Source organism: Bacillus sp. TH25, from assembly GCF_016650935.1.
Lineage (GTDB): Bacteria > Bacillota > Bacilli > Bacillales > Bacillaceae_G > Bacillus_A > Bacillus_A mycoides.
In genome coordinates this window covers 120,241-144,861 of the sequence record NZ_JAEKEU010000038.1, presented here as the reverse complement: position 1 = coordinate 144,861, position 24,621 = coordinate 120,241, and the positions used below count along the sequence as shown (strand labels likewise).

Here is a 24,621-nt window from a genome sequence, read left to right as displayed (position 1 = left end):
TGTGAATTCAACAACCTCATTACTTTTAGTGCTACTATGCTGAAACGAAAAATTATTCTATCAATTGTTTCTTTAATTTGTGCAGTACATATATTTCAAGTGGACAAAGTGGAAGCTAAGATGTTGTTAAGAAAAGAGCTAGAGCCAACTGGCTATGTAACATGGGAAGTACCAAATAATGAAAAAATTATCGCGATTACATTTGATGATGGACCGGACCCAACTTATACACCGCAAGTATTAGAGTTATTACGTCAATATAAAGCGGAAGCGACTTTTTTTATGATTGGCTTTCGAGTTCAGCGTAATCCGTACTTAGTAAAGCAAGTGTTGAAAGAAGGGCATGAAATCGGAAATCATACGATGAATCATTTGTATGCGAGTAATTCATCAGATGAAAAATTAGAACATGATATTTTAAATGGAAAGAAATATTTTGAAAAATGGGTGAAAGAACCTTTATTGTTCCGTCCGCCAGGTGGATATATTAATGATGCTGTATTTACTACGGCAAAAAAAGCTGGGTATCAAATTGTTCTATGGTCATGGCATCAAGACCCTCGTGATTGGGCGAATCCAGGTACAGAATCCATAGTAAATCATGTTGTGAAAAATGCTAAAAGTGGAGATATTGTACTGTTGCACGATGGAGGAAGTGATCGTAGTCAAACAGTGGCGGCATTAGCAAAAATTTTACCTGAGCTGAAAAAGCAGGGTTATCGATTTGTAACAGTTTCGGAGTTGTTACGTTATAAACATTAGAGAAAATCCCAAAAGGTATACCTTTTGGGATTTTTCGTTACTGATTCTTTTTTCGTTTCTTATTATTTTGTCGCTCTGCCGGAGTTAAAGGTTCATTTGCGAACTCTTCATTATAGCCAGTTCCTTGCCCTTGGGCGGATGCGGCATTCATTCCTGAAATAATATGATTGGCTTTTCGTTTACCCATTTTTCTCACCTCTATAATGTTTTTTATAGACGAACCATGAGTCGTTCATAGCATATATGAACGTAAAGTAAAACGCTTAAAGAGTGCTTTACTTTATAGTAATAGTATTAATAAAGAGCATGGACACTATTCAAATTTAGAAAGATAAAGAAAACTTATGATAATCCATAAGTTTCTTATTATTTACTTATTTAGAAAGTTGTAATAAGATATTATCGTAAGGTATTGAAAAGTTTGTCTACATTTTATATTCAGACAAATTAGTCACGTTTAACAGGGGGGAAACATAATGGTCAAACATAATCCATTTCAATCACGTGCAACTTTTGAACTAGATGGAAAGACGTATCATTATTATCAATTGAAAGCGCTTGAAAACGCAGGGGTTGGCAACGTATCTCAATTACCATATTCCGTGAAAGTTTTACTTGAATCTGTACTTCGTCAAGTAGACGGACGCGTAATTACAGAAGAACACGTTACAAATTTAGCGAAATGGGGAACGAAAGATGTTCAAGATATCGATGTTCCGTTTAAACCATCTCGCGTAATCTTACAAGACTTCACAGGTGTTCCAGCTGTTGTAGATTTGGCTTCGCTTCGTAAAGCAATGGCAGATATGGGCGGAGATCCTGATAAAATTAATCCAGAAATTACTGTAGACCTTGTAATTGACCACTCTGTACAGGTTGATAGAGCGGGTACAGCAGACTCGCTTGCATTCAACATGGACTTAGAGTTTAAACGTAATGAAGAACGTTATAAATTTTTAAGCTGGGCACAGAAATCATTTGATAACTACCGTGCAGTTCCACCAGCAACAGGTATTGTACACCAAGTAAATCTTGAATATTTAGCACCGGTTGTTCATGCGGTGAAAAATGCTGAAGGTGACTTAGTTGCATACCCAGATTCATTAGTTGGAACTGACTCACATACAACAATGATTAATGGTATTGGTGTTCTTGGATGGGGCGTTGGTGGTATTGAAGCAGAAGCAGGAATGCTTGGACAGCCTTCATATTTCCCAGTACCTGAAGTAATCGGTGTGAAATTAACTGGTACACTTCCAAGTGGTACAACAGCAACTGATGTTGCATTAAAAGTAACACAAGTGTTACGTCAAAAAGGTGTAGTTGGTAAATTTGTTGAGTTCTTCGGTAGTGGACTAAAGAGCATGCCTTTAGCTGACCGTGCAACAATTTCAAATATGGCACCAGAATACGGTGCAACTTGTGGATTCTTCCCAATCGACGATATTTCATTAGAATACTTACGTTTAACAGGTAGAGATGAAGAACAAATTCGCGTTGTTGAAGAATATTGTAAAGCAAACGGTTTATTCTACACAGCAGATAGTAAAGATCCAATCTATACTGATCTTGTTGAAATTGATTTAAATACAATCGAATCTAACCTTTCTGGACCGAAACGTCCGCAAGATTTAATCCCGCTTTCAGATATGAAAGAGGAGTTCCATAAAGCTGTTGTAGCACCAGTTGGAACACAAGGACTTGGATTCAATGAGCAAGAGTTTGATAAAGAAGTGAAAGTTACATTGAAAGATCAAGAAGTAACGATGAAAACAGGTGGAATTGCAATCGCTGCAATTACAAGCTGTACAAATACGTCAAATCCGTACGTGTTAATTGGAGCAGGGTTAGTTGCGAAGAAAGCAATTGAAAAAGGACTTAAAGTACCTGGTTACGTAAAAACATCGTTAGCACCAGGATCTAAAGTTGTTACAGAGTACTTAGATAAGTCTGGTTTAACAACGTATTTAGATCAATTAGGTTTCCAAACAGTTGGTTACGGCTGTACGACTTGTATCGGTAACTCTGGTCCATTAGCAGAGGAATTAGAAGAAGCAATCGCAGCAAATGATTTATTAGTAACATCTGTTTTATCTGGTAACCGTAACTTTGAAGGTCGTATTCACCCACTTGTAAAAGCAAACTATTTAGCATCACCACCACTTGTTGTGGCATATGCACTTGCAGGTACTGTTGATATTGACCTGAAAAATGATGAAATCGGTAAAGATGTAAATGGTAATGCTGTTTACTTTAATGATATTTGGCCATCAGCTAAAGAAATTGAAGATGTAGTTCAAAGTGTTGTTACATCTGAATTGTTCAAAAAAGAATATGCACAAGTATTTAACAGCAATGAGCGCTGGAATGAAATCCAAACTTCAAATGAAGCTTTATATACTTGGGATAATGATTCAACATACATTCAAAACCCACCGTTCTTCGAAGGATTATCTAAAGATCCAGGTGAAGTTGAAACGTTATCAGGTTTACGCATAGTTGGTAAATTTGGTGATTCTGTAACGACAGACCACATTTCACCAGCAGGTTCAATTGGTAAGCACACGCCAGCTGGACGTTATTTACTAGAAAACGGCGTACAACCAGTCGACTTTAACTCTTACGGTTCTCGTCGTGGTAACCATGAAGTTATGATGCGTGGTACATTTGCAAACATCCGTATTAAAAACCAAATCGCACCAGGAACAGAAGGCGGATATACAACATATTGGCCAACTGGTGAAGTAACATCTATCTATGATGCTGCTATGAAGTATAAAGAAGATGGCACAGGCCTTCTAGTTGTTGCTGGTAAAGACTACGGTATGGGAAGTTCTCGTGACTGGGCTGCGAAAGGTACAAACTTATTAGGTATTAAAGCAGTAATCGCAGAAAGCTTCGAGCGTATTCACCGCAGTAACTTAGTATTAATGGGCGTATTACCACTTCAATTTAAAGATGGCGACAGCGCTGAAACATTAGGTCTTGTTGGTGACGAGTCATTTGAAATTCAAATTGACAAAACGGTTAGACCACGCGATCTTGTAAAAGTAGTTGCAATCGATGCAGAAGGAAAAGAGAAGCAATTTGAAGTAGTAGCTCGTTTCGATAGTGAAGTTGAAATTGACTACTACCGTCACGGTGGTATCTTGCAAATGGTTCTTCGTTCGAAAATCGAAGAGTCTAAAGTGTCGAACTAAATAATTGAAATGAATGATAAGGAAGCTAACATTTGTTAGCTTCCTTACTTTATGTACAGAGGGAAAGGGATGAAACCATTTGGTTTCATCCCTTTCCTTTTATTATGCAAAATTGGGGGAATGACAATGAATGAGTATAGAAGAATAATGTTGCCGTTGTTGCAAGAAAAGCTATTGCTAATTAGTGCGATTTGTAGCGGAATAGTAGCTGCCATTTTAAGTTTATCCCGTCCGCTATTTATGGGGCTAATTGTAGATAACATTATTCAGCGGGAGTTAAAAGGTACGTATGTATATATTGCTTTGTTTGCGGGGAGCCGCTTTTTGATGTGGGTGAACAATCTGTTATTTGATTATGGAAGCTCAAAAGTAAGTCAGCGAATATTACGAGAGAAGCGTATAGATGTATTACGTCATTTTTTCTTATTACCGTTTGAAGAAAGTGAGAAGGTAAAACAAGGGGAGTTAGAAACATTAGTCGTTTCTGATATTCCAAATTGGGTAAGGTTATATGGATCTTTATTAATAGAATACATCCACGCTATTGCACAATTTATTGGTGCGTTCATAGCTCTACAACATATCGATGTACAGTTCATATGGTGGATAACCCCGTTTTTATTTTTAAGTGCAATGGTTCCAATGTTTATGGGGGGAAAAGTAAGAAATATTGCAAGTATTTCTCAAAAGAATCAATCAATTGTTGTAGAGATGGTGTCACAATTTGTAAAAGGTATACAAGATTTGCGTAGTTTACAAAAAGAGAGCTGGGCAATTGGCTTATTTAAAGGAGTGACAGTAAAATCTTATAAAACAGAAGTAAAGAAGACGATGTTGCAACATTGTATTGGGATAGTTGGAACGGTAATAGAAACAGGAGCATATATAGTTGTTCTTATTATAGGAGCAAAAAAAATAATAAAAGGGGATATGGAAGTCGGTTCGCTTGTGGCGGTATTAGCTACAATTGAGATGTTATTTTTCCCCGTTCGTTATGCGAGTGATTTATTGATGATGACACAAGTTGCTATTGCTTCGGCAAATCGAGTTTTTGGCTTTTTAGATATACCGGCTGAATACAGAAATGTAGAAAGAGCGATGGGAATGAAATTAACAAACGTTTCATTTCAAGAGAACGGTGAAGAGAGATGTAGAATTAAAAATATACATTTGCAAATTAATCCTGGCGAACTCGTTATTATTGTGGGGGAAAGTGGTGCAGGAAAAACGACGCTTTTAAAGTTATTAACAGGGTTATATAAACCATCTAGTGGCAAGATTACTTATTACGGTAATAAAGCTCGTATGACTACTATATGGCAGGAACCACGTTTTTTTCGAACGACAGTAAAAGAGAATATATATTTCGGGGAAGGGGGCTTAGAAAAACAGTTAGAAAAAAATATGGAACTTGTAAATGCGAAGTCGATTATTAGGAGTTTATCTGAAGGTATTCAGACTGTACTACATAAAAGCGGTGAAGAGTTTTCGGGAGGAGAGAGAAAGCGTCTTGCATTATTGCGAGCGATTGTATCAAATCCGAATCTCATTGTTTTAGATGAGCCGACTGCGGGATTAGATCCGGGCAATCAAGAAATGGTTTGGAATATGCTTAAAGGGCTAGAGGGGAATGTAACGAGAATTGTGACGACACATGATGTCGAGAGGGCGATGATAGCAGATCGGGTTGTTGTCATGAAGAATGGAATTATGGTGGAATGTGGGGATCCTAGAGAACTATTAAATTGTAAGTCATTGTTTAAAGAGATACTAATAAAAAGATAAGAGCTACATAGCGCTCTTATCTTTATTCACTCTTATTAAGTTGATACGTATAAGACTCAGGATTGTTAGTACTAAACTCTTTGACTAGAGTAAGTTGATTTGTATCCGGATTATATTTGAAAATCTTGACCGTATGTTCGCTACTTAGTGATGGATTATATTCTTGAATAGCAAATGTATTTTCAGCAATCTGAGTCATATTACTGGTGGAAACATTTTCTATGGAATCATGATTTGTAGAAATTTCAACGACTCTTTCACCGTTGAAAAATAAGAGAACGATTACTAAAATAACTAAACAAATTCGTATATAGCGAAGTTCTTTACTTATAGGATGTTCTCCCAAAATAATCATCCTTTCTATAACTATTGTATAGTAGTGGTAGTCATCGTGAAGAAACTAAGAATACCGAGACCGGCTAAAAGGATAAATGAGATTAAAGCGATAAAGAGACAAATACGCCCAACTTGCTTTTTTCAGGATCTTTACTGAAGAGCGAGATGATCCAAGTGATAATCCCGATTGGGGAAAATATAAAACTAAGAATATATAATAGTATTTTTTCAAATAAATTCATAAAAATCCCCCTTTTTGAAAGTTCTACATGTGCAGTTTTCTTCGTATTAGCGCTGGCGTTATGTAGGAAAGTACAGAATAAACAGCACTATAAACAATCCAAGCGTCTAAGTTTTGTAAAGCTAGGTGTATATTAAATTTAGAGACGATAATGAAAAATATAAGTGGAACAGTAAAAGAAATAATAATTGCAGCCCATTTGAATTTGTATAGTAAGGTGCTAAAAAAATACATAGTAATGGTAAAGTGAAAAAAACAAAAGTGAAAGGGTTGATAAGTAATTGTAAAATACATATCACCTCGCAAGTTTTGTATTTATTTCTAATTATATGATAAAAAGGGAAAAATTTCATATGGACTATAAATATTCTAACTATTTCGACTGTGAATATTTCCAAGCTTGTCCGTATAAGCTAAAATAAGGTATATAGTATTTTGGTGATTATGTAATAAGAAGATAAACACGTAAGGGTGATATAATATGTGGCGGAAGCTTACCATTATTGTAGTGTTACTTTGTTTAGCGGGATATGCAGCTTATGAACAGTTTGGTAAAGAGGATCAAGTAATGCAAGAAAAGCCTGCCAAAAGTGAAGCTGCTATGAAAGAGATTTTCGCAAGGAACGGTATTGAAATTGGAAAGAGCGCACCAGATTTTGAATTAGCAAAGATAGATGGAACGAATGTAAAGTTATCCAATTTAAAAGGAAAGAAAGTTATTTTAAACTTTTGGGCAACGTGGTGTGGGCCTTGTCAGCAAGAAATGCCTGATATGGAGGCCTTTTATAAAGAACATAAAGAAAACGTAGAAATTTTAGCTATAAACTATACTCCTTCAGAAAAAGGAGGGGGAGAAGAAAAGGTAAGGAACTTCGCTAAAGAAAAAGGAATTACTTTTCCTATTTTATTGGACAAGAACATTGATGTGACAACAGCGTATAAAGTAATTACCATTCCAACTTCTTATTTTATTGATACAGAAGGTGTCATTCAAGATAAGTTCATTGGACCGATGACACAAAAAGAGATGGAGAAACGGATTGCTAAATTAAAATAACGGTGAAAAGGTAGAGATGGAAAGTTACCATTTCTGCCTTTTCTTTTTCACGTAGTGATAGCAGCATGTTATGATAAAAGAAATATAAACGTTTAGAGGTAAAGGAGTGTTTGGAGTGGGGAATATATCCTTACCGTTAGATTATGTTGTAATTGATTTTGAAACAACAGGATTTAACCCTTATAATGATAAAATTATTCAAGTCGCAGCAGTGAAATATCATAATCATGAACTAGTAGATCAATTTGTTTCCTATGTGAATCCGGAGCGTTCAATTCCGGACCGAATAACAAGTTTAACAGGTATTACAAATTATCGTGTTTCAGATGCACCGACGATTGAAGAAGTATTACCTTTATTTTTAGCATTTTTACATACAAATGTTATTGTCGCTCATAATGCATCTTTTGATATGCGTTTTTTAAAAAGTAATGTAAATATGCTTGGACTACCTGAGCCTAAAAATAACGTTATTGATACTGTGTTTTTAGCGAAAAAATATATGAAGCATGCGCCTAATCATAAACTTGAAACGTTAAAACGAATGCTTGGAATTCGATTAAGTTCTCATAATGCATTTGACGACTGTATTACGTGTGCGGCTGTTTATCAAAAATGTGCAGCGGTTGAAGAAGAAGGAAAAAGAAAAGCGAATAAGGAAGTACTTGATGAAACAGCGGTATTTGAAGCAGTAAAAGAAATGCTTGTACGAAATAAACGTGATATTGAGTGGATTCGTTGTATGAATGTTGGGAGTTATTTAGATATAAAAGCCTTTTACCCAATTATAAGGTTAAAGGTCAAAGGGCGAAAGAAATATGTGTTAACAGAAAAAGTGGAAGACGATGTAAGAGAAATTTGTACGAGCTTAACATACGAGGCAGCATTGAAAAGTGAGATTGGCAACACGAGAATTATGATTGACAGTGTAGAGGACATTTTGAAGCTAGAGAGCTACATTGTAGCAGAATACGATTCTGTATTACGAGCGCTGGATGAATATAGAGCAAATAAAGTAAATGCGGATGAAGAAATTAAAAAATATTTAAATACGATGGTGTAAAAAATGCCATGTGCAATATATGCGCATGGGATTTTTTATCAAAACATAAAATTTTCTTACAAATCTGATTAAAGAGTTTTTCATTTGCTCATACTATGTAATAAGAAAGCGCAGAAGAAAGGGTGAGCAACATGAGAAGAAGTCGCCGTAGATCGTTTGAAGAACTTGTAAATGAAAATAAACAACAATTATTAAGCGATCGTGATGCAATGGATCGAATTGAAAAACGAATTGAAAAACGTTATGAAATGAAACTTTTTAAGCAGGCTGAATAATTCTTAACACTAGTACGATACTAGTGTTAAGGAGGCGATAGTAATGGGTAATCCGAAAAAGAATTCAAAAGACTTTGCACCAAATCAAATTGGAACACAATCGAAAAAAGCTGGTGGCAATAAAGGGAAGCAAATGCAAGACCAAACTGGCAAACAACCAATTGTTGATAACGGTTAAAAAAAGGAGAATGTCATCATTCTCCTTTTTGTGTGTTTGGATAATATTATAAAAATATTTAAAAAGCTGACTTTCGTCAGCCTTTTTTCGTAATTGTAAAGTTTTCAACGAGTAAACGCCAATTTTGTGGGAATGGTAGACCAATCTTCCAGTAACTAATACCGCCAATGCCTTGTTCTTTCATTAAATTGAATTTACTTTGAATAGACCTCGAATCTTCAAACCAAACCTCGTGTTGTACGCCGTTTTCATCAAAGTAATTAAAATGTGGAGCTTGGGCTGTGAAATCATAGCGGATAGGAACATTGTATTTACGAGCAAGTGCAACAGCTGCGACAGAGCTAACTGCTTTTGCGGGTGGATTCCCTTGTTTGAAAGGAAGTTTCCAATCAAATCCATATAAATTTTGCCCCATCATAATTTTTTGTGGGGGCATTTGAGATTTTGCATATTGAAGTACTTCTTTTACAGGACCAATAGGGGAAATCGCCATCGGTGGTCCACCTTGCCAACCCCAGTCGTATGTCATAATGACGACGAAATCAACAATTTGTCCTTGTGCTTTATAATCGTGAGCCTCAAAAAATTTCCCTTTTTGATTTGAGCTCGTTTTCGGTACAAGTGTTGTACTTAATGTGTACCCGCTAGGTAAGCGTGTTTTCACATTTCGTAAAAAACGATTATACGCTTCGCGATCTTCAGGTGCCACACTCTCGAAATCGAAATGAATGTCTCGCATGCCATATTTTTCAGCTGTTTGCAAAATGTTAGTAATAAACTTGTTTTGAATTGTTGCATCGCGTAAAATAACCGAGGTCAGATCGGCACTGAAATTTCCATTTTCAATATTTGTAATAACGAGCATAGGGATGGTGTTACCTTGCGTTGCAATATTAGCGATTTTCGCTGTTTCCGTCGGTTCTTTTAAAGTGCCGTCTCTTTTTGCTTCAAAGCTGAAGTAGGCTAAATATGTTAAAAATGGATTAATAGCACGTGTAGCATTTACTAAACTTTCTTTTATCGGTATTGTTGAAGGCTGTAAATAAGCAATGGATTCTACTGCTCGTTTTGTTCCTTTCGGTATATATAATTGCTGTCCGACATGGAGAATAGATTTTAATGAAAGGTTATTAACTTTAGCTAAACTGGCGAGAGGGACGTTATACGTTTGAGAAATTCGATAAAGGCTGTCACCTGGCTGTACATAATAATTATTGCCTTTTGTATTAACGATAAGTGCCTGACCAACAACGAGTGTTTCAGCAGGATTTAGTCCATTGTCTTTTACAATTTCTTCAGGTGTAGATCCGTATTTTGATGCTAAACCATAAACACTATCACCGCTACGAACAGTTACAATTTGGATCATGTGCTTGCCCCTTTCGGTAAAAGATTCACTGTTTTTATTTTATTTTTGATTCCACTGTATTATGATTAAATGTATGCAAGGTAGCAGAAGTGAAAGAAGGCGAATAGAAATGTTTGTAGCAGAACATGAAGTTGAAATCCGCTATGCGGAAACAGACCAGATGGGTGTTGTTTACCATTCAAACTATTTAGTGTGGCTGGAACTTGGGCGCACTAAACTTATACAAGAATTAGGATTTTCATATGTTGAAATGGAGAAAGAGGGAATTATTTCTCCTGTATTAGACTTGCAAATTTCATATCGTAAAGCGATGCGTTACGGAGAAAAAGCTATTGTGAAAACGTGGGTTGATACTGTGAGCCCGCTCCGCGTTGTATATGGATATGAAATTTATAATGGCGATGGCGAACTTTGTATTACTGCAAGCACGACGAATATTTGTGCGAAAAAAGAAGGGTTCCGCCCTGTATCATTTAAAAAATTATATCCTGAGTGGTATGCGAAATATGAGGAAATTAAAAAGAAATAAAGTGAAACTTTAATCAGTGGGGGTCTTACTACCCGCAAATAGCGGGATAAAAAAAGCGTGGCAGAAGCCACGCTTTTTTATTTTTCATAATTAAATTGAGGGAAATCATCACCGTCGTTAAGTGTAACTAATAAATTATGTCCATCGAAGAACCACTCATCATCGCCTTCAATAAAGAAGTTAATACCTTCTTCTTGAGTTTGAACAGCAGGGTGCGCAGGGTCATCTTTACGAATACCTAAAGAAAGTCCTTTTTGCACAGTACTGCAACCGCCGTATTGTACGAAAAGGCGTATTGTTTCACCCGATTGTAAGTTTAATTCGTTTTTATACCATTGTGCTGCTTCTTTTGTTACGGAAAGATTCATGTATAGTTCCTCCAAATTATGTTGCTTTTTCTTTTAGTATAAAAAATAACGCAAAAAGACGCTATTAATATGCTTCACGTTTTCTTTTTGCGTTATGTGGGTTACGATCTTATTTTTGCTTTTTTGAAAAGTTTGCTTTCGGTTCAGTTTTATTTATAATTCGTCCGATATTTGCACGGTGTTTATAAATAACCATACCAGCTAATAAACACATCGCAATAATGAAGATTTTATCCCCGCTAACAATTGATGCAATAACAGCAACGACAGCTGTTACCATAGAAGAAAGTGATACGTATCTTGTTGTAAATAAAAGGGTCAAAAATACAACAGCTAATATTGCAAATACAACTGGTGAGTAGCATAATAATACCCCGGCAGAAGTTGCAACTGCTTTCCCCCCGCGGAATTTTGCGAAGATCGGATAGACATGTCCAAGAACAGCGGCTAATCCAAACCATAGTGGGTGAATATCTGACCCGAAAATAATCGGTAGACCTGTTGCTAATGTACCTTTTAAAATGTCAGCAATTGTTACGATAAAACCTGCTTTTTTCCCTAACGTACGGAATGTATTAGTTCCGCCTAGATTACCGCTTCCATGCTCACGAATGTCGATTCCATAACCGATTTTTCCAACGACCAATGCAAATGGAATCGAACCGAGTAGATAGGCAACGATAAATAAAAGATATGTAATAATCATGAGTTCAGTCTCCTTTATACAAATGTGTTGATAAAGGGTAAAAAGAGTTTTTCCCGTTCATTGTACCATACATTTGTAAAGAGCACATTTCTTTTTTATAAATGAAAAAGTCATTAATTTTTAAAAAAACTTTCACAGGAATGTTACATTTTTCACAGGAACAGAAGAACTATATGTTGTATGATTTTAATCAAAAGACAACAACATGTTGGTGGAGGGTTATGGATGTTGAAACGAAATGTACGTGGAGAAGAATTAATGAAAGTATTTGAGACAATTATTCACGGTAATGAACAAGATTTAATGCAGGAAAATGCAAATGTAGATGGCCGATCTCCAATGGGAGTAATGGGAACGTTCGCATCTGAGAGCGCAAAGTATTATGCAGTAGAAAAATTATTATCAGATCAAGTGAAAAAAGCGATAGATCAAAATATATTATATCCACATGATTTAGATTTTTATGCAACAGGAACGACGACTTGTTCACAAATTCCGTTAGCGCAAATGCTTGCTAACGGTTTTCATACTGGACATGGACATATGAGACAACCGCAAGATATTAAAAGTGCGTTGGCGCTTTCTTCAATTATTTTTCAGGCGAATCAAAATATGCAGCATGGTGGTCAATCGTTTGCACTCTTTGATATTGATTTAGCTCCATATGTGAGAAAAACAGTAGAGAGACATAAAAAACGATTGCAGTCATATCCGCTTACGAAAGAACAAATAGAGGGATTTGCATGGAAAGAAACAGAAAATGATACGTATCAGGCGTGCGAGGCTTTCGTTCATAATTCAAATAGTATGCATAGTAGGGGCGGGGGACAAGTACCGTTTATTTCTATTAACTACGGAACAGATACATCGAAAGAGGGACGGCTTTTAATTAAGCAACTTTTAAAAGCGACGCAAGCTGGACTTGGTAAAGGAGAAACACCGATTTTTCCTATTCAAATTTTCAAAATGAAAAAAGGCGTGAACTTTGAAGAGTGTGATCCGAACTATGATTTATTTGAATTAGCGTTAGAAACGACAGTTGAGCGATTATTCCCTAACTTTTCGTTTTTAGATGCCCCGTTTAATGCTGTGCATTATGATGGTCGACCTGAAAGTGAAGTATGTTATATGGGATGTCGTACTCGTGTTATGTCTAATATACATGGGGAAGAAACAGCAATTGGAAGAGGGAATTTATCGTTTACTTCTATTAATTTAGTGAAATTAGCGCTAATTAGTGGTTCAAAAGAAGCGTTTTTTGAAGCGCTAAGTTATTACTTAGATTTAGGCGTTAAGCAATTATTAGAGAGATTTGCTTATCAATGTACAAAGAGAGCAAGAGATTTTCAGTTCTTATATTCACAAGGTGTATGGCGTGGTGGAGAAACGTTACAACCTGAAGATGCTGTGGCGCCGATTTTAAAACAAGGGACGTTAAGTCTTGGCTTTATCGGTCTTGCAGAATGTTTAGTAGCATTAACAGGAAAGCACCATGGAGAAAATGAAGAATCGTGGAAGCTTGGATATGAAATCATTTCCTTTATGAGGAAGAGAATGGATAAGGCGACGGAAGAACATCAACTGAATTTCTCAATAATTGCAACGCCTGCCGAAGGGTTATCAGGTAAGTTTGTGAAAAAAGATAGAGAAGAATTTGGTGTGATTAGCGGTATAACGAACCATAATTACTATACGAATTCATTCCATATTCCAGTTTATTATAACATTCAAGCGATAAATAAAATTCGTTTAGAAGGACCTTTCCATGCTCTATGTAATGGAGGGCATATTACGTATATTGAACTAGACGGAGCAGCGATGCATAATCAGAAGGCGTTAAAACAAATTGTTCAAGCGATGGCAGAGCATGGCGTTGGATACGGTTCAATTAATCATCCTGTTGACCGTTGTAAATGTTGTGGGTATCACGGAGTTATTGGCAATGAATGTCCAAGCTGTGGCAATGAAGACGAGGTCAATATAGAAAGAATTCGCCGCATAACAGGATATCTTGTAGGAGATATGTCAAAGTGGAATAGCGCGAAACGTAGTGAAGAGATGGATCGGGTGAAGCATAAATGAAAGTTATGACTATCATTCATGATAGTGTAGTAGATGGAGAAGGGTTGCGGACAGTCGTGTTTTTTGCGGGCTGTCCGCATCGTTGTATCGGTTGCCATAATCCGAAATCATGGAATGTTTGCAATGGAACTGAAATGACGGTAGAAGAAATTGTGAAAGAGATTGAAAAAAATTCATTAACCGATGTAACATTTTCAGGTGGAGATCCATTTTTTCAAGCTGCTGAAGTGAAAAAAGTAGCAAAAGCAGTGAAGGATCTGAAAAAAAATCTATGGATTTATACAGGTTACACGTTAGAAGAGATACAGAGTGCTCAAAATAATGATATGATAGAATTGTTACATTATGGGGATGTTTTGGTCGATGGAAGATTTGAACTTGATAAAAAAGATTTAACACTTCCATTTCGCGGAAGCTCCAATCAACGTATTATTCGATTGAAAGAGTAAAAAGGCGGGATAGGTTATATGAATAAAACAGTATTACTTGTTGAAGATGAAAGAAGATTACGTGAAATTGTTAGTGATTATTTTCGTAATGAAGGCTTTGAAGTAATCGAAGCGGAAGATGGAAAAAAAGCACTAGAATTATTTGCTGAACATACAATTGATTTAATTATGTTAGATATTATGTTACCAGAAATAGATGGTTGGTCTGTTTGTAGACGAATTAGAAAAGAGTCAGCGGTACCAATTATTATGCTGACAGCACGTTCTGATGAGGATGATACATTACTAGGCTTTGAACTAGGTGCAGATGAGTATGTAACAAAACCTTTTAGTCCGAAAGTGTTAGTAGCTCGTGCGAAGACGTTATTGAAACGTGCGGATGGAGCGGTAGGAGTATCAGAAGAAAATACTATGTCATTAGCTGGAATAGAAGTGAATCGACTATCTAGAACAGTTTTAGTAGATGGAGAAGAAATTATATTGACACATAAGGAGTTTGAGCTTCTCGTTTATTTAATGGAGAACAAAGGAATTGTGTTGTCACGCCAACATTTATTAGATCAGTTATGGGGATATGATTACTACGGTGATGACCGAACGGTTGATACACATATTAAAAAACTGCGAAATAAGCTAGGAGATAAAGCGAAGCATATCGGTACTGTTATTCGAGTAGGTTACAAATTTGAAGAATAACCTTTAAGTTTCTATGTACTTCAGCTTGGGAATATAGCAAGTTTACACTCTCCTTTGTAGGTGAAATGTACAAAAAATACTTTTCTTGTCTACAATGATAGATAGGAGTATTTTTTTAATTGGATTTCACGATGAGTTCACAAGAAGGACACAAACTGTGACTATACTGAAAGTACGAATTCACCAGGGAGGGGAAATAAAACATGGGATATTACGACGGACCGAATTTAAATGAAGAGCATAGTGAAACGAGAGAAATGAAAAAATCAGGTAGTAAAAAAGGATATTTTTTCACAGGTTTAGTTGGAGCTGTAGTCGGGGCGGTTTCGATTAGTTTTGCAGCACCGTACATGCCATGGGTGCAAAATAATGGTGCAGCTGTTTCGTCATTCAATTCTAATAAACAAGTAGAAGGAACTATAGTTCCAGTTGTAAATAAAGCGAAAAATGAAACTGATTTACCGGGAATGATCGAAGGCGCGAAAGATGTTGTTGTTGGTGTGATTAATATGCAACAAAGTGTTGATCCATTTGCGATGCAACAGGCAGGTCAAGAACAAGAAGCTGGTTCAGGATCAGGTGTTATTTATAAAAAAGCAGGTAATAAAGCATATATTGTAACGAATAACCATGTAGTCGACGGAGCGAATAAACTTACTGTAAAATTAAGTGATGGTAAAAAAGTTGATGCGAAATTAGTTGGGAAAGACCCTTGGTTAGATTTAGCTGTTGTGGAAATTGATGGGTCAAATGTTAATAAAGTTGCAAGTTTAGGTGACTCAAGTAAGCTCCGTGCTGGTGAGAAAGCAATTGCAATTGGTAACCCGTTAGGATTTGATGGTAGTGTAACGGAAGGGATCATTAGTAGTAAAGATCGTGAAATTCCAGTTGATATTGATGGTGATAAGCGTCCGGATTGGCAAGCACAAGTTATTCAAACAGATGCAGCGATTAACCCTGGTAATAGTGGTGGTGCACTATTTAACCAAAACGGTGAGGTAATCGGTATTAACTCAAGTAAAATAGCTCAACAATCAGTAGAGGGTATTGGTTTTGCAATTCCAATTAACATCGCAAAACCAGTTATTGAATCACTTGAAAAAGATGGAGTAGTGAAACGTCCAGCACTTGGAGTCGGTGTAGTTTCATTAGAAGATGTGCAAGCTTATGCAGTAAATCAATTAAAAGTGCCAAAAGAAGTAACAAATGGAGTTGTATTAGGTAAAATCTATCCAATATCACCAGCGGAAAAAGCAGGTTTAGAGCAATATGATATAGTAGTAGCGTTAGATGATCAAAAAGTAGAAAATTCACTTCAATTCCGTAAATATTTATATGAAAAGAAAAAAGTAGGCGAGAAAGTAGAAGTTACTTTCTATCGTAACGGTCAGAAAATGACAAAATCGGCTACATTAGCAGATAATTCAACTACAAAAAATCAATAAATATAAACTTTAATCAGTGGAGAGTTCTCTTCCTTCTGCTTATTAGCGTACATCAATTGGAATAAAAGAAAGTCTCTTTCATGTTGAAAGAGACTTTCTTTATCGGATATAATAAAGGTATAGGAGGGATTAATTATGATAATTGAAAACCCAACTCGTACGGAAATTGGTGAAGTATTGAAGAAAAGTAAAACGATTGCAGTTGTTGGATTATCAGATAAGCCAGAACGCACATCATATATGGTTTCAAAAGCAATGCAAGATGCTGGGTATCGCATTATTCCAGTAAATCCAACAGTAGATGAAGTACTCGGAGAAAAGGCGGTTTCTTCACTGAAGGATATTAAAGAACATGTTGATATCGTAAATGTATTCCGTCGCTCAGAATTTTTAAAGGATGTTGCGAAAGAGTTTGTAGAGATTGATGCAGATGTTTTCTGGGCACAATTAGGAGTACAAGATGAAGATACATATAAACTTTTACAAGAAAAAGGCTATACAGTAATAATGGATCGTTGTATTAAAGTAGAGCATGTAATGACAAAATAGTATAGACTTTAAAGGTAGAAAGATTGATTCAGCCCTCGCTTTTTATATAAGTAGGGCGGATGAACGAGGTGTTCATCATGAGATTTTTTAAAGGCTGTTTTTGGGGATTGTTACTTGTTATCCCGTTTTGGATATTGATCATTTGGATCATGATAAAGGTCTGGAATGTATAATGTTGGAATACATATCCATTTCTCGTTGACAAACGATTATTTTTCTGAAATAGTAGCCTAGAGGAATCCTTGTGAAAAAAACAAGGATTTTTCTATTGAAAATAGTATATAAAAGAGATAAGATAACTTGCCAAAACTATAGTCGAGGCGTTATTCTATAATAGAAACATATGTTCTTATTTAATTTGGAAAGGGGCAAGGAGTTTGGTGAAGCATCAGTTCCAATATAATGAAGATGCAATTCAAGTGTTAGAAGGACTTGAAGCCGTTCGAAAACGCCCGGGAATGTATATCGGGAGTACGGATAGCCGTGGATTGCATCATTTAGTATATGAAATAGTAGATAACTCCGTTGATGAAGCGTTAGCGGGATTTGGCGACGAAATTTCTGTCGTAATACATAAAGATAATAGTATTAGCGTTATTGATAAAGGGCGAGGAATGCCTACGGGAATGCATAAACTTGGAAAACCGACACCTGAAGTTATTTTAACTGTACTTCATGCGGGGGGTAAGTTTGGCCAAGGAGGCTATAAAACGAGTGGTGGTTTACACGGTGTTGGGGCATCAGTTGTAAACGCCTTATCAGAATGGCTAGTAGTAACGATTAAGCGAGATGGTAGCATTTATGAACAACGCTTTGAAAATGGTGGTACTCCTGCAACGACGTTAGAGAAAATCGGGAAAACGAAAGAGTCTGGTACAACGATGCACTTCAAACCAGATACAACTATTTTCAGCACAACAAATTATAATTATGAAACATTATGTGAGAGATTACGTGAATCTGCATTCTTATTAAAAGGAATGAAAATCTCGATAAAAGATGAACGTAATGATTTAGAAGATGTGTTTCATTATGAAACAGGAATTGAGGCTTTCGTTTCATACTTAAACGAAGAGAAAGATTCGATTCATCCAGTTGTATATTTCTCGGGTGAGCAAAATGGAATTGAAGCAGAGTTAGCGTTTCAGTTTAATGATGGTTACTCAGAAAACATTCTTTCGTTTGTAAATAATGTACGTACAAAAGACGGTGGTACACACGAAGCTGGATTTAAAACAGCAATGACACGTGTGTTCAATGAGTATGCTCGTAAAGTTTCTTTATTAAAAGAAAAAGACAAAAATTTAGAAGGCACAGATATTCGAGAAGGATTAGCTTCGATTGTTTCTGTACGTGTACCAGAAGACGTACTCCAGTTTGAAGGGCAAACGAAAGGGAAACTAGGTACAAGTGAAGCTCGTTCTTCAATTGATGCAATTGTATCTGAGCATTTAGCTTACTTTTTAGAAGAAAACCCGGATGTAGCTACACTTCTTGTGAGGAAGGCAATTAAAGCAGCACAAGCACGTGAGGCTGCTCGTAAAGCGAGAGAAGAAGCGCGTACTGGTAAGAAGAAGAAAAAATCAGAAGGTACTTTAAGCGGGAAGTTAACACCTGCACAATCACGTAATCCTCAGAAAAACGAATTGTATTTAGTAGAGGGTGACTCGGCTGGTGGTTCAGCAAAGCAAGGACGAGATCGTCGTTTCCAAGCGGTGCTACCATTACGTGGTAAAGTAATTAACACGGAAAAAGCAAAGCTTGCTGATATTTTTAAGAACGAAGAGATCAATACGATTATTTACGCAATTGGCGGCGGCGTAGGGAATGAGTTCGCTGTTGAAGATATTAACTACGATAAAGTTGTTATTATGACCGATGCAGATACGGATGGAGCACATATTCAAGTGTTACTACTGACGTTCTTCTACCGTTATATGAAACCACTTATTGAAGCTGGTAAAGTATTTATCGCACTTCCACCTTTATATAAAGTAAGTAAAGGAAAAGGGAAAAGGGAAGTAATTGAATATGCATGGTCTGATGAAGAATTAGGTAGTGTAACGAAAAAGGTTGGTAAAGGCTATATGTTGCAGCGCTATAAAGGACTTGGCGAAATGAATGCCGATCAATTATGGGAAACAACGATGAACCCTGAAACACGTACGTTAATCCGTGTGAAAATTGACGATGCATCAAGAGCTGAGCGCCGAGTTACGACATTGATGGGTGATAAAGTAGAACCTCGTCGTAAATGGATTGAGCGTAATGTACAATTTGGTATGCAAGAAGAAGGAAATATTTTAGAAAATGAAATGATTATGGAGACGGAGGTGGAATAACATGCAGGCAGAGAAGTTTCATGACCTCCCGCTTGAAGACGTGTTAGGTGACCGCTTTGCACGTTATAGTAAATATATTATTCAAGACCGCGCGCTTCCAGATGCGCGTGACGGTTTAAAACCGGTACAAAGACGTATTTTATATTCTATGTATGTAGAAGGAAACGTACATGATAAAGCGTTTCGTAAATCAGCTAAAACAGTAGGTAATGTTATCGGTAATTATCATCCACATGGTGATTCCTCTGTATATGAGGCGATGGTCCGTTTAAGTCAAACTTGGAAAGTACGTAATGTTTTAGTTGAAATGCACGGAAATAACGGTAGTGTTGATGGGGATCCAGCAGCGGCAATGCGTTATACGGAAGCACGTTTATCACCAATCGCATCTGAGTTATTACGTGATCTTGATAAAGAAACAGTAGAATTCGTGTCAAACTTTGATGATACGAGTGAAGAACCTATTGTATTACCGGCAATGTTCCCGAACTTATTAGTGAACGGATCGACAGGGATTTCCGCTGGTTATGCAACAGAAATTCCACCGCATCATCTTGGAGAAGTAATTGATGCTACAATGATGCGTATCGATCAACCGAATAGTTCGGTGGATGACTTGTTAACAGTTATTAAAGGACCAGATTTCCCTACAGGTGGTATTATACAAGGGATAGATGGCATTAAAAAAGCGTATGAAACAGGTAAAGGTAAAATTATTATTCGCGGAAAAGCAGAGGTTGAAACGATTCGTGGCGGGAAGCAACAAATCGTTATTACAGAAATTCCGTACGAAGTAAATAAAGCGAATCTTGTTAAGAAAATGGATGAATTACGTATAGATAAAAAGCTAGATGGAATTGCTGAAGTACGTGATGAGACAGATCGTACAGGTCTTCGTATCGTTGTAGAACTAAAAAAGAAGCGAATGCTGAAGGTATTTTAAATTATTTATATAAAAATACAGATTTGCAAATTCCATACAACTTTAATATGGTAGCGATAAATAATCGTCGTCCGACACTTATGACATTACCTAAGATTTTGGATGCATATATTGGACATCAGAAAGAAGTTGTTACAAGACGCTCACAATATGAATTAAGAAAAGCAGAAAATCGTCAGCATATTGTAGAAGGTTTAAAGAAAGCATTATCAATTTTAGATGAAGTGATTGAAACGATCCGTGGGTCTAAAGATAAGCGTAATGCGAAAGATAATTTAAGTGCGAAATTTGGATTTACAGAGGCGCAGTCAGAAGCAATTGTTTCACTGCAATTATATCGTTTAACGAATACAGATATTACAGCGCTAGAGCAAGAAGCAGCGGAACTTAGTAAGAAAATTATAGAGTTACAGTCAATTTTACAAAGTGAAAAAAGACTTTTTCAAGTTATTAAAACAGATTTGAAGAGAGTAAAGAAAACATATAGTGATAATCGCCGTGCGATAATTGAAGAGGAAATTGAAGAAATTAAAATCGATGTGGAAGTTATGATTCCGCAAGAAGATGTCATCGTTACTGTAACGAAAGAAGGCTATGTGAAACGAACAGGTTGGCGTTCGCATAATGCATCGAACGGGAAATACTTCGGTATGAAAGAGGGTGACATCTTACTTGAGCGTTTCGATACAAACACGACAGAAACCGTTCTTTTATTTACGAACAAAGGAAATTATATTTATCTTCCTGTGTATGAAATGCCAGAAATTCGTTGGAAAGATTTAGGTCAACACGTTGCGAATCTTGTTTCACTCGAGCGAGATGAATCGTTAATTTGGGCAACAGTCGTACCGAATTTTGAAGAAGAAAAACGATTTATCGTATTTGTTACACGAAACGGTATGATTAAGAAAACAGAATTAAACCAATATAAAGTGCAGCGTTATTCACGGGCATTCGTTGCTGTAAACTTGAAAAAAGATGATGAAGTTGTTGATATATTTGCGACAAATGGGACAAGTGATATTGTTCTTGCAACACATGGTGCATATGCACTTGTATTCAATGAAGAAGAAGTAAGTCCAGTTGGTGTCAGAGCAGCTGGTGTGAAAGCAATTAATTTAAAAGAAGATGACTATGTTGCTTCTGGTAAACCGTTAAATGGTGAAAAAGATCAACTTATTCTCGTTACGCAGCGAGGTGCTGTGAAACGTATAAAGGCATCGGAAATTGAGAAATCAACGAGGGCGAAGCGAGGCCTTGTAATTTTTAAAGAGTTAAAACGTAATCCGTACCGCATTGTCGGTATTGAAATTGTTCGAGATGATGAATTAGTTTACATGAAGACAGAGAAACACATTGTAGAAGAAATTGATCCGAAAGCGTTTCGAAATAAAGACCGGTATAGTAATGGTAGTTTAGTACTAGATGTTAATGATACTGGTGAAGTAATTGAAACGTGGACAAAGAAAAGAACGGAATAAAGTGAAACTTTAATCAGTGGGGGTTTTTTCCATCCCCCACTGATTATTAGCCTTCACCAATCGGGCTTTTACGGGCAGTTGGTCTCCCACCTAACTCCTTCGCATTCGCTTTATTTTGAGGTGGGAGTCTTACTACGCGTTAATGCGAGATAAAGGGAGCATCTTGCTATGAATGATAGCAAGATGCTTTTTTCTAAGCAAATCATTATGTATATAAAAATAATCTTGTTATAATGATGAAATGAAATCGTTCTCATAAAATGAAACTTTAATCAGTGGGGGTTTTCTTCATTCCCCACTGATTATTAGTTGAACCAATCGGGCTTTTACGAGCAGTTGATCCCTCACCTAACTTTTTTGCATTCGTTAAATTTTGAGGTAGGGATCTTACTGCCCGCAAGTAGCGGGATAAATGGAGGGGCAACATGAAAAAAATAGGTGTAGGGATTGTAGGATTTGGATTTTCTAGTACAACATTTCACATCCCGTTATTACAAACGATAGAAGAATACGATATTCGTGCTATTTTATCATCAAAAGAAGAAGTAGTGAAACAAGCATTACCAAATGCTGAAGTTGTTGGTACAATTGATGAATTAGTAAATCGAGCTGATATTGACTTAGTGGTTATTACTTCGCCGAATACAACCCATTTTCCATATGTAAAAGAAGCAATTGTACACGGCAAGCATGTTGTTGTGGAAAAACCATTCGTTGTTTCAATTGAAGAAGGAGAAGAACTTATTTCATTAGCGAACCGACATAATGTCGTTTTAAGTGTGTATCATAATCGCCGTTTGGATAATGATTTCTTAACGATAAAGAAATTATTACAAGAAAAAAGAATAGGGAATGTATACGCATATGAAGCGCATTTCGATCGTTTCCGCCCACATGTACGCGATCGCTGGAGAGAAAAGAACTTACCAGGATCAGGTATATTATATGATTTAGGCTCACATTTAATTGACCAAGCATTATCATTATTTGGGAAACCAGATGCGATAAGCGCAGATGTAATAAAGCAACGACCAGGTGCAGAAATTGATGACTACTTCCATGTTGTACTTCACTACGGAGTAAAGCGTGTCATTTTACATAGTAGCAGTTACGTAAAGCAAGCAGGTCCACATTTTACACTGCATGGAGATAAAGGTTCTATCGTGAAGTATGGTATGGATTCACAGGAAGAACAATTAAAGACTGGAATGAAGCCAGGGGATAATGGTTATGGATCAGACTCTGAAGAGAATTTTGCTACTTTAGAAACAGAAGAAAGCTTAGAGCGTATTCCAACAGAAGTCGGCTGCTATGACATGTATTATAAAGGTGTGCGAGATAGTATTGTAAATGGTGAGAAACCACCTGTAACAGCACAAGAAGGCTTAGAAGTTATTCGACTTATTCAATTAGCGATTGAAAGTAGTGAAACGGGTAGAGTCGTCACTGTGAAATAAAAAAAGACACGAATTTTGGTCTTATCCCCGTCAAGTAGACAGCTTTAAAAAAAGACTAAGCAGCCATTGAGATTCGATATTCAATCGGAGCTCGATGATTGAGTCGTTTTTGGAATCGTTTGTAGTTATAATGATAGATGTATGTTTCAATTGCTTGAATCAATTCTTCTTTTGTTTGATAATAATTGAGATAAAACATTTCAGATTTAAAATGAGAAAAGAATGATTCAATACAAGCATTGTCATGGCAGTTTCCTTTGCGAGAGTGGCTGCCGATGGCACCTAGCTGTTGAAGCGTACGATGATAAGCATGAGATGTGTATTGGAATCCTTGATCCGAGTGGATGATGGTTCCATACACATCTCTTTTTTGTTGCTAAATCAAGTGTATCGAGAACAAGTTGTAGATCATTGCGATGTGAGAGTTTCCAGGCAACAATTTCATTATTGTAAATGTCTTGGACGACCGATAAATAGAGAAAATTATCTTTGAATGGCAAGTAAGTGATGTCTGTAACAAATACCTCATTTTGTTTGCGATTTTGGAATTGGCGTTCTACTACATTTGGGAAAATCTTTGAGGATTTCCCTTTAAAAAAGCGACGCTTTTTACGGATGATCGATTGAATTTGAAGCTCTTGCATAAGTCTACATACTTTTTTGTGATTCACTAAAAAGCCCTCTTCTTGTAAGGCAATTGTCATACGAGGATAGCCATATTCCTTGTGTTTTATGTGAATCGCTTGAATTTGTTCACGCAGTGTATCATCCTTTGAAAAACGTAATTTTCTTTGCGTACGTGTTGAACGCCATTTATAGTAGCTAGAACGATTTAACTGAGCAATGACGACAAGCCAGATTACTTTGTATCGAGAACGTAGTTCTTCAATAATCTCGTACTTCGTCGTTTGAGCAAGGACACCTCCTACAGATTTGGATACTGCTTTTTTAAGTACGCCACCTGTGCCTTGTAGTATTCCAACTCTTCTTCCATACTATCGAATTTCGTACGAGGACGACCTTTCAAGGGATTTTTGAGGCCCTTATTACCACTACTTTTTCCCCGTGAGTCTGAAATACCGCCTGTTTCTTGATATTTCCTAACCCACTCTATTAATTGTGTTCTACTTTTAAGTCCATATTTCTTCGCTATAGCTGATTGACTACCCTCACCGTTTAAAAAACTTTCTACAGCTTGTATCTTTAATTCATTTGAATAAGTTTGAAATGTAGACCCTTTTTTAGCCATAATAAAATCCCCTCCAAGTAGAAGTGTAACATCCATGTTTGTTCATGGTCTTTTTACAC

At 36.5% G+C, this 24,621-nt stretch carries 20 protein-coding genes and 3 pseudogenes; 16 read left to right on the top strand and 7 right to left on the bottom strand.

Going from position 1 to position 24,621, the window contains the following annotated elements; translation table 11 throughout:
- Positions 1-36: 36 nt before the first annotated feature.
- Complete coding sequence (gene pdaB / locus JFT89_RS23265) at positions 37-762, top strand: polysaccharide deacetylase family sporulation protein PdaB (RefSeq protein ID WP_201040725.1); 726 nt, start codon at positions 37-39, stop codon at positions 760-762.
- A gap of 37 nt (positions 763-799) precedes the next feature.
- Here the strand turns inward: pdaB and sspO are convergent, their stop codons facing one another.
- Positions 800-949, bottom strand: a complete 150-nt coding sequence (gene sspO / locus JFT89_RS23260; protein ID WP_002033549.1) for a small acid-soluble spore protein O — start codon at positions 947-949, stop codon at positions 800-802.
- A 289-nt stretch (positions 950-1,238) separates the two neighbouring features.
- Between sspO and acnA the strand changes: the two genes are divergently transcribed.
- Both acnA and JFT89_RS23250 read left to right on the top strand, forming a co-directional pair.
- Positions 1,239-3,962: an aconitate hydratase AcnA gene (gene acnA, locus JFT89_RS23255; protein WP_002066635.1), complete on the top strand. Its 2,724-nt coding sequence runs from the start codon at positions 1,239-1,241 to the stop codon at positions 3,960-3,962.
- A 69-nt stretch (positions 3,963-4,031) separates the two neighbouring features.
- Complete coding sequence (locus JFT89_RS23250) at positions 4,032-5,747, top strand: ABC transporter ATP-binding protein (RefSeq protein ID WP_201040723.1); 1,716 nt, start codon at positions 4,032-4,034, stop codon at positions 5,745-5,747.
- A gap of 22 nt (positions 5,748-5,769) precedes the next feature.
- Here the strand turns inward: JFT89_RS23250 and JFT89_RS23245 are convergent, their stop codons facing one another.
- A complete protein-coding gene (locus JFT89_RS23245) occupies positions 5,770-6,102 on the bottom strand; it encodes a YmzC family protein (protein WP_080116925.1) in 333 nt (110 codons plus the stop codon).
- Positions 6,103-6,113: 11 nt separating this feature from the next.
- Positions 6,114-6,325 (bottom strand): annotated as a pseudogene (locus JFT89_RS23240) (hypothetical protein).
- A 480-nt stretch (positions 6,326-6,805) separates the two neighbouring features.
- On the opposite strand from JFT89_RS23240, the gene JFT89_RS23235 reads away from it, so the two are divergent.
- The 4 genes from JFT89_RS23235 to sspN all read left to right on the top strand — a co-directional run bounded on the left by JFT89_RS23235 (position 6,806) and on the right by sspN (position 8,897).
- Positions 6,806-7,381 carry a TlpA family protein disulfide reductase gene (locus tag JFT89_RS23235; RefSeq protein ID WP_002128499.1) on the top strand — a complete coding sequence of 192 codons (576 nt, stop codon included), beginning with the start codon at positions 6,806-6,808 and terminating at the stop codon, positions 7,379-7,381.
- A 115-nt stretch (positions 7,382-7,496) separates the two neighbouring features.
- Positions 7,497-8,444: a 3'-5' exonuclease gene (locus tag JFT89_RS23230; protein WP_016096362.1), complete on the top strand. Its 948-nt coding sequence runs from the start codon at positions 7,497-7,499 to the stop codon at positions 8,442-8,444.
- Positions 8,445-8,575: 131 nt separating this feature from the next.
- A complete protein-coding gene (locus JFT89_RS23225) occupies positions 8,576-8,719 on the top strand; it encodes an FbpB family small basic protein (protein ID WP_002014298.1) in 144 nt (47 codons plus the stop codon).
- Positions 8,720-8,762: 43 nt separating this feature from the next.
- Positions 8,763-8,897, top strand: a complete 135-nt coding sequence (gene sspN, locus JFT89_RS23220; RefSeq protein WP_000527988.1) for an acid-soluble spore protein SspN — start codon at positions 8,763-8,765, stop codon at positions 8,895-8,897.
- 76 nt (positions 8,898-8,973) lie between these two features.
- Here sspN and JFT89_RS23215 read toward each other — a convergent pair whose 3' ends face one another.
- A complete protein-coding gene (locus tag JFT89_RS23215) occupies positions 8,974-10,266 on the bottom strand; it encodes a glycoside hydrolase family 18 protein (protein ID WP_002066644.1) in 1,293 nt (430 codons plus the stop codon).
- A gap of 109 nt (positions 10,267-10,375) precedes the next feature.
- Here JFT89_RS23215 and JFT89_RS23210 point away from each other — a divergent pair, with 109 nt between their 5' ends.
- Positions 10,376-10,795, top strand: coding sequence for an acyl-CoA thioesterase (locus JFT89_RS23210; RefSeq protein WP_002128497.1), 420 nt, complete (start codon positions 10,376-10,378; stop codon positions 10,793-10,795).
- A 77-nt stretch (positions 10,796-10,872) separates the two neighbouring features.
- Here the strand turns inward: JFT89_RS23210 and JFT89_RS23205 are convergent, their stop codons facing one another.
- Together JFT89_RS23205 and plsY are read right to left on the bottom strand one after the other, a co-directional pair.
- The gene (locus tag JFT89_RS23205) at positions 10,873-11,163 is read right to left on the bottom strand and encodes a HesB/YadR/YfhF family protein (RefSeq protein ID WP_002033558.1); all 291 of its coding nucleotides are present in this window, start codon (positions 11,161-11,163) and stop codon (positions 10,873-10,875) included.
- Between the two features lie 109 nt (positions 11,164-11,272).
- Entirely contained in the window at positions 11,273-11,869 is a 597-nt protein-coding gene (gene plsY / locus JFT89_RS23200; RefSeq protein WP_201040721.1) for a glycerol-3-phosphate 1-O-acyltransferase PlsY, read from the bottom strand.
- 225 nt (positions 11,870-12,094) lie between these two features.
- Here plsY and JFT89_RS23195 point away from each other — a divergent pair, with 225 nt between their 5' ends.
- The 8 genes and pseudogenes from JFT89_RS23195 to JFT89_RS23160 all read left to right on the top strand — a co-directional run bounded on the left by JFT89_RS23195 (position 12,095) and on the right by JFT89_RS23160 (position 23,313).
- Entirely contained in the window at positions 12,095-13,951 is a 1,857-nt protein-coding gene (locus tag JFT89_RS23195; protein WP_016096363.1) for an anaerobic ribonucleoside triphosphate reductase, read from the top strand.
- The gene (nrdG, locus tag JFT89_RS23190; protein WP_201040719.1) at positions 13,948-14,400 is read left to right on the top strand and encodes an anaerobic ribonucleoside-triphosphate reductase activating protein; all 453 of its coding nucleotides are present in this window, start codon (positions 13,948-13,950) and stop codon (positions 14,398-14,400) included. Before JFT89_RS23195 ends, nrdG begins: the two co-directional genes overlap by 4 nt.
- An 18-nt stretch (positions 14,401-14,418) precedes the next feature.
- Positions 14,419-15,096, top strand: coding sequence for a response regulator transcription factor (locus JFT89_RS23185; RefSeq protein WP_002087776.1), 678 nt, complete (start codon positions 14,419-14,421; stop codon positions 15,094-15,096).
- 203 nt (positions 15,097-15,299) lie between these two features.
- Complete coding sequence (locus JFT89_RS23180; protein WP_201040717.1) at positions 15,300-16,541, top strand: S1C family serine protease; 1,242 nt, start codon at positions 15,300-15,302, stop codon at positions 16,539-16,541.
- 135 nt (positions 16,542-16,676) lie between these two features.
- Positions 16,677-17,090: a CoA-binding protein gene (locus JFT89_RS23175; protein ID WP_002066654.1), complete on the top strand. Its 414-nt coding sequence runs from the start codon at positions 16,677-16,679 to the stop codon at positions 17,088-17,090.
- A gap of 377 nt (positions 17,091-17,467) precedes the next feature.
- Positions 17,468-19,432, top strand: a complete 1,965-nt coding sequence (gene parE / locus JFT89_RS23170) for a DNA topoisomerase IV subunit B (RefSeq protein WP_201040715.1) — start codon at positions 17,468-17,470, stop codon at positions 19,430-19,432.
- Position 19,433: 1 nt separating this feature from the next.
- Positions 19,434-21,856 (top strand): annotated as a pseudogene (parC, locus tag JFT89_RS23165) (DNA topoisomerase IV subunit A).
- 425 nt (positions 21,857-22,281) lie between these two features.
- Complete coding sequence (locus JFT89_RS23160) at positions 22,282-23,313, top strand: oxidoreductase (protein ID WP_016096365.1); 1,032 nt, start codon at positions 22,282-22,284, stop codon at positions 23,311-23,313.
- A 55-nt stretch (positions 23,314-23,368) separates the two neighbouring features.
- Here the strand turns inward: JFT89_RS23160 and JFT89_RS23155 are convergent.
- Positions 23,369-24,562, bottom strand: a pseudogene (locus JFT89_RS23155) (IS3 family transposase).
- Positions 24,563-24,621 lie beyond the last annotated feature (59 nt).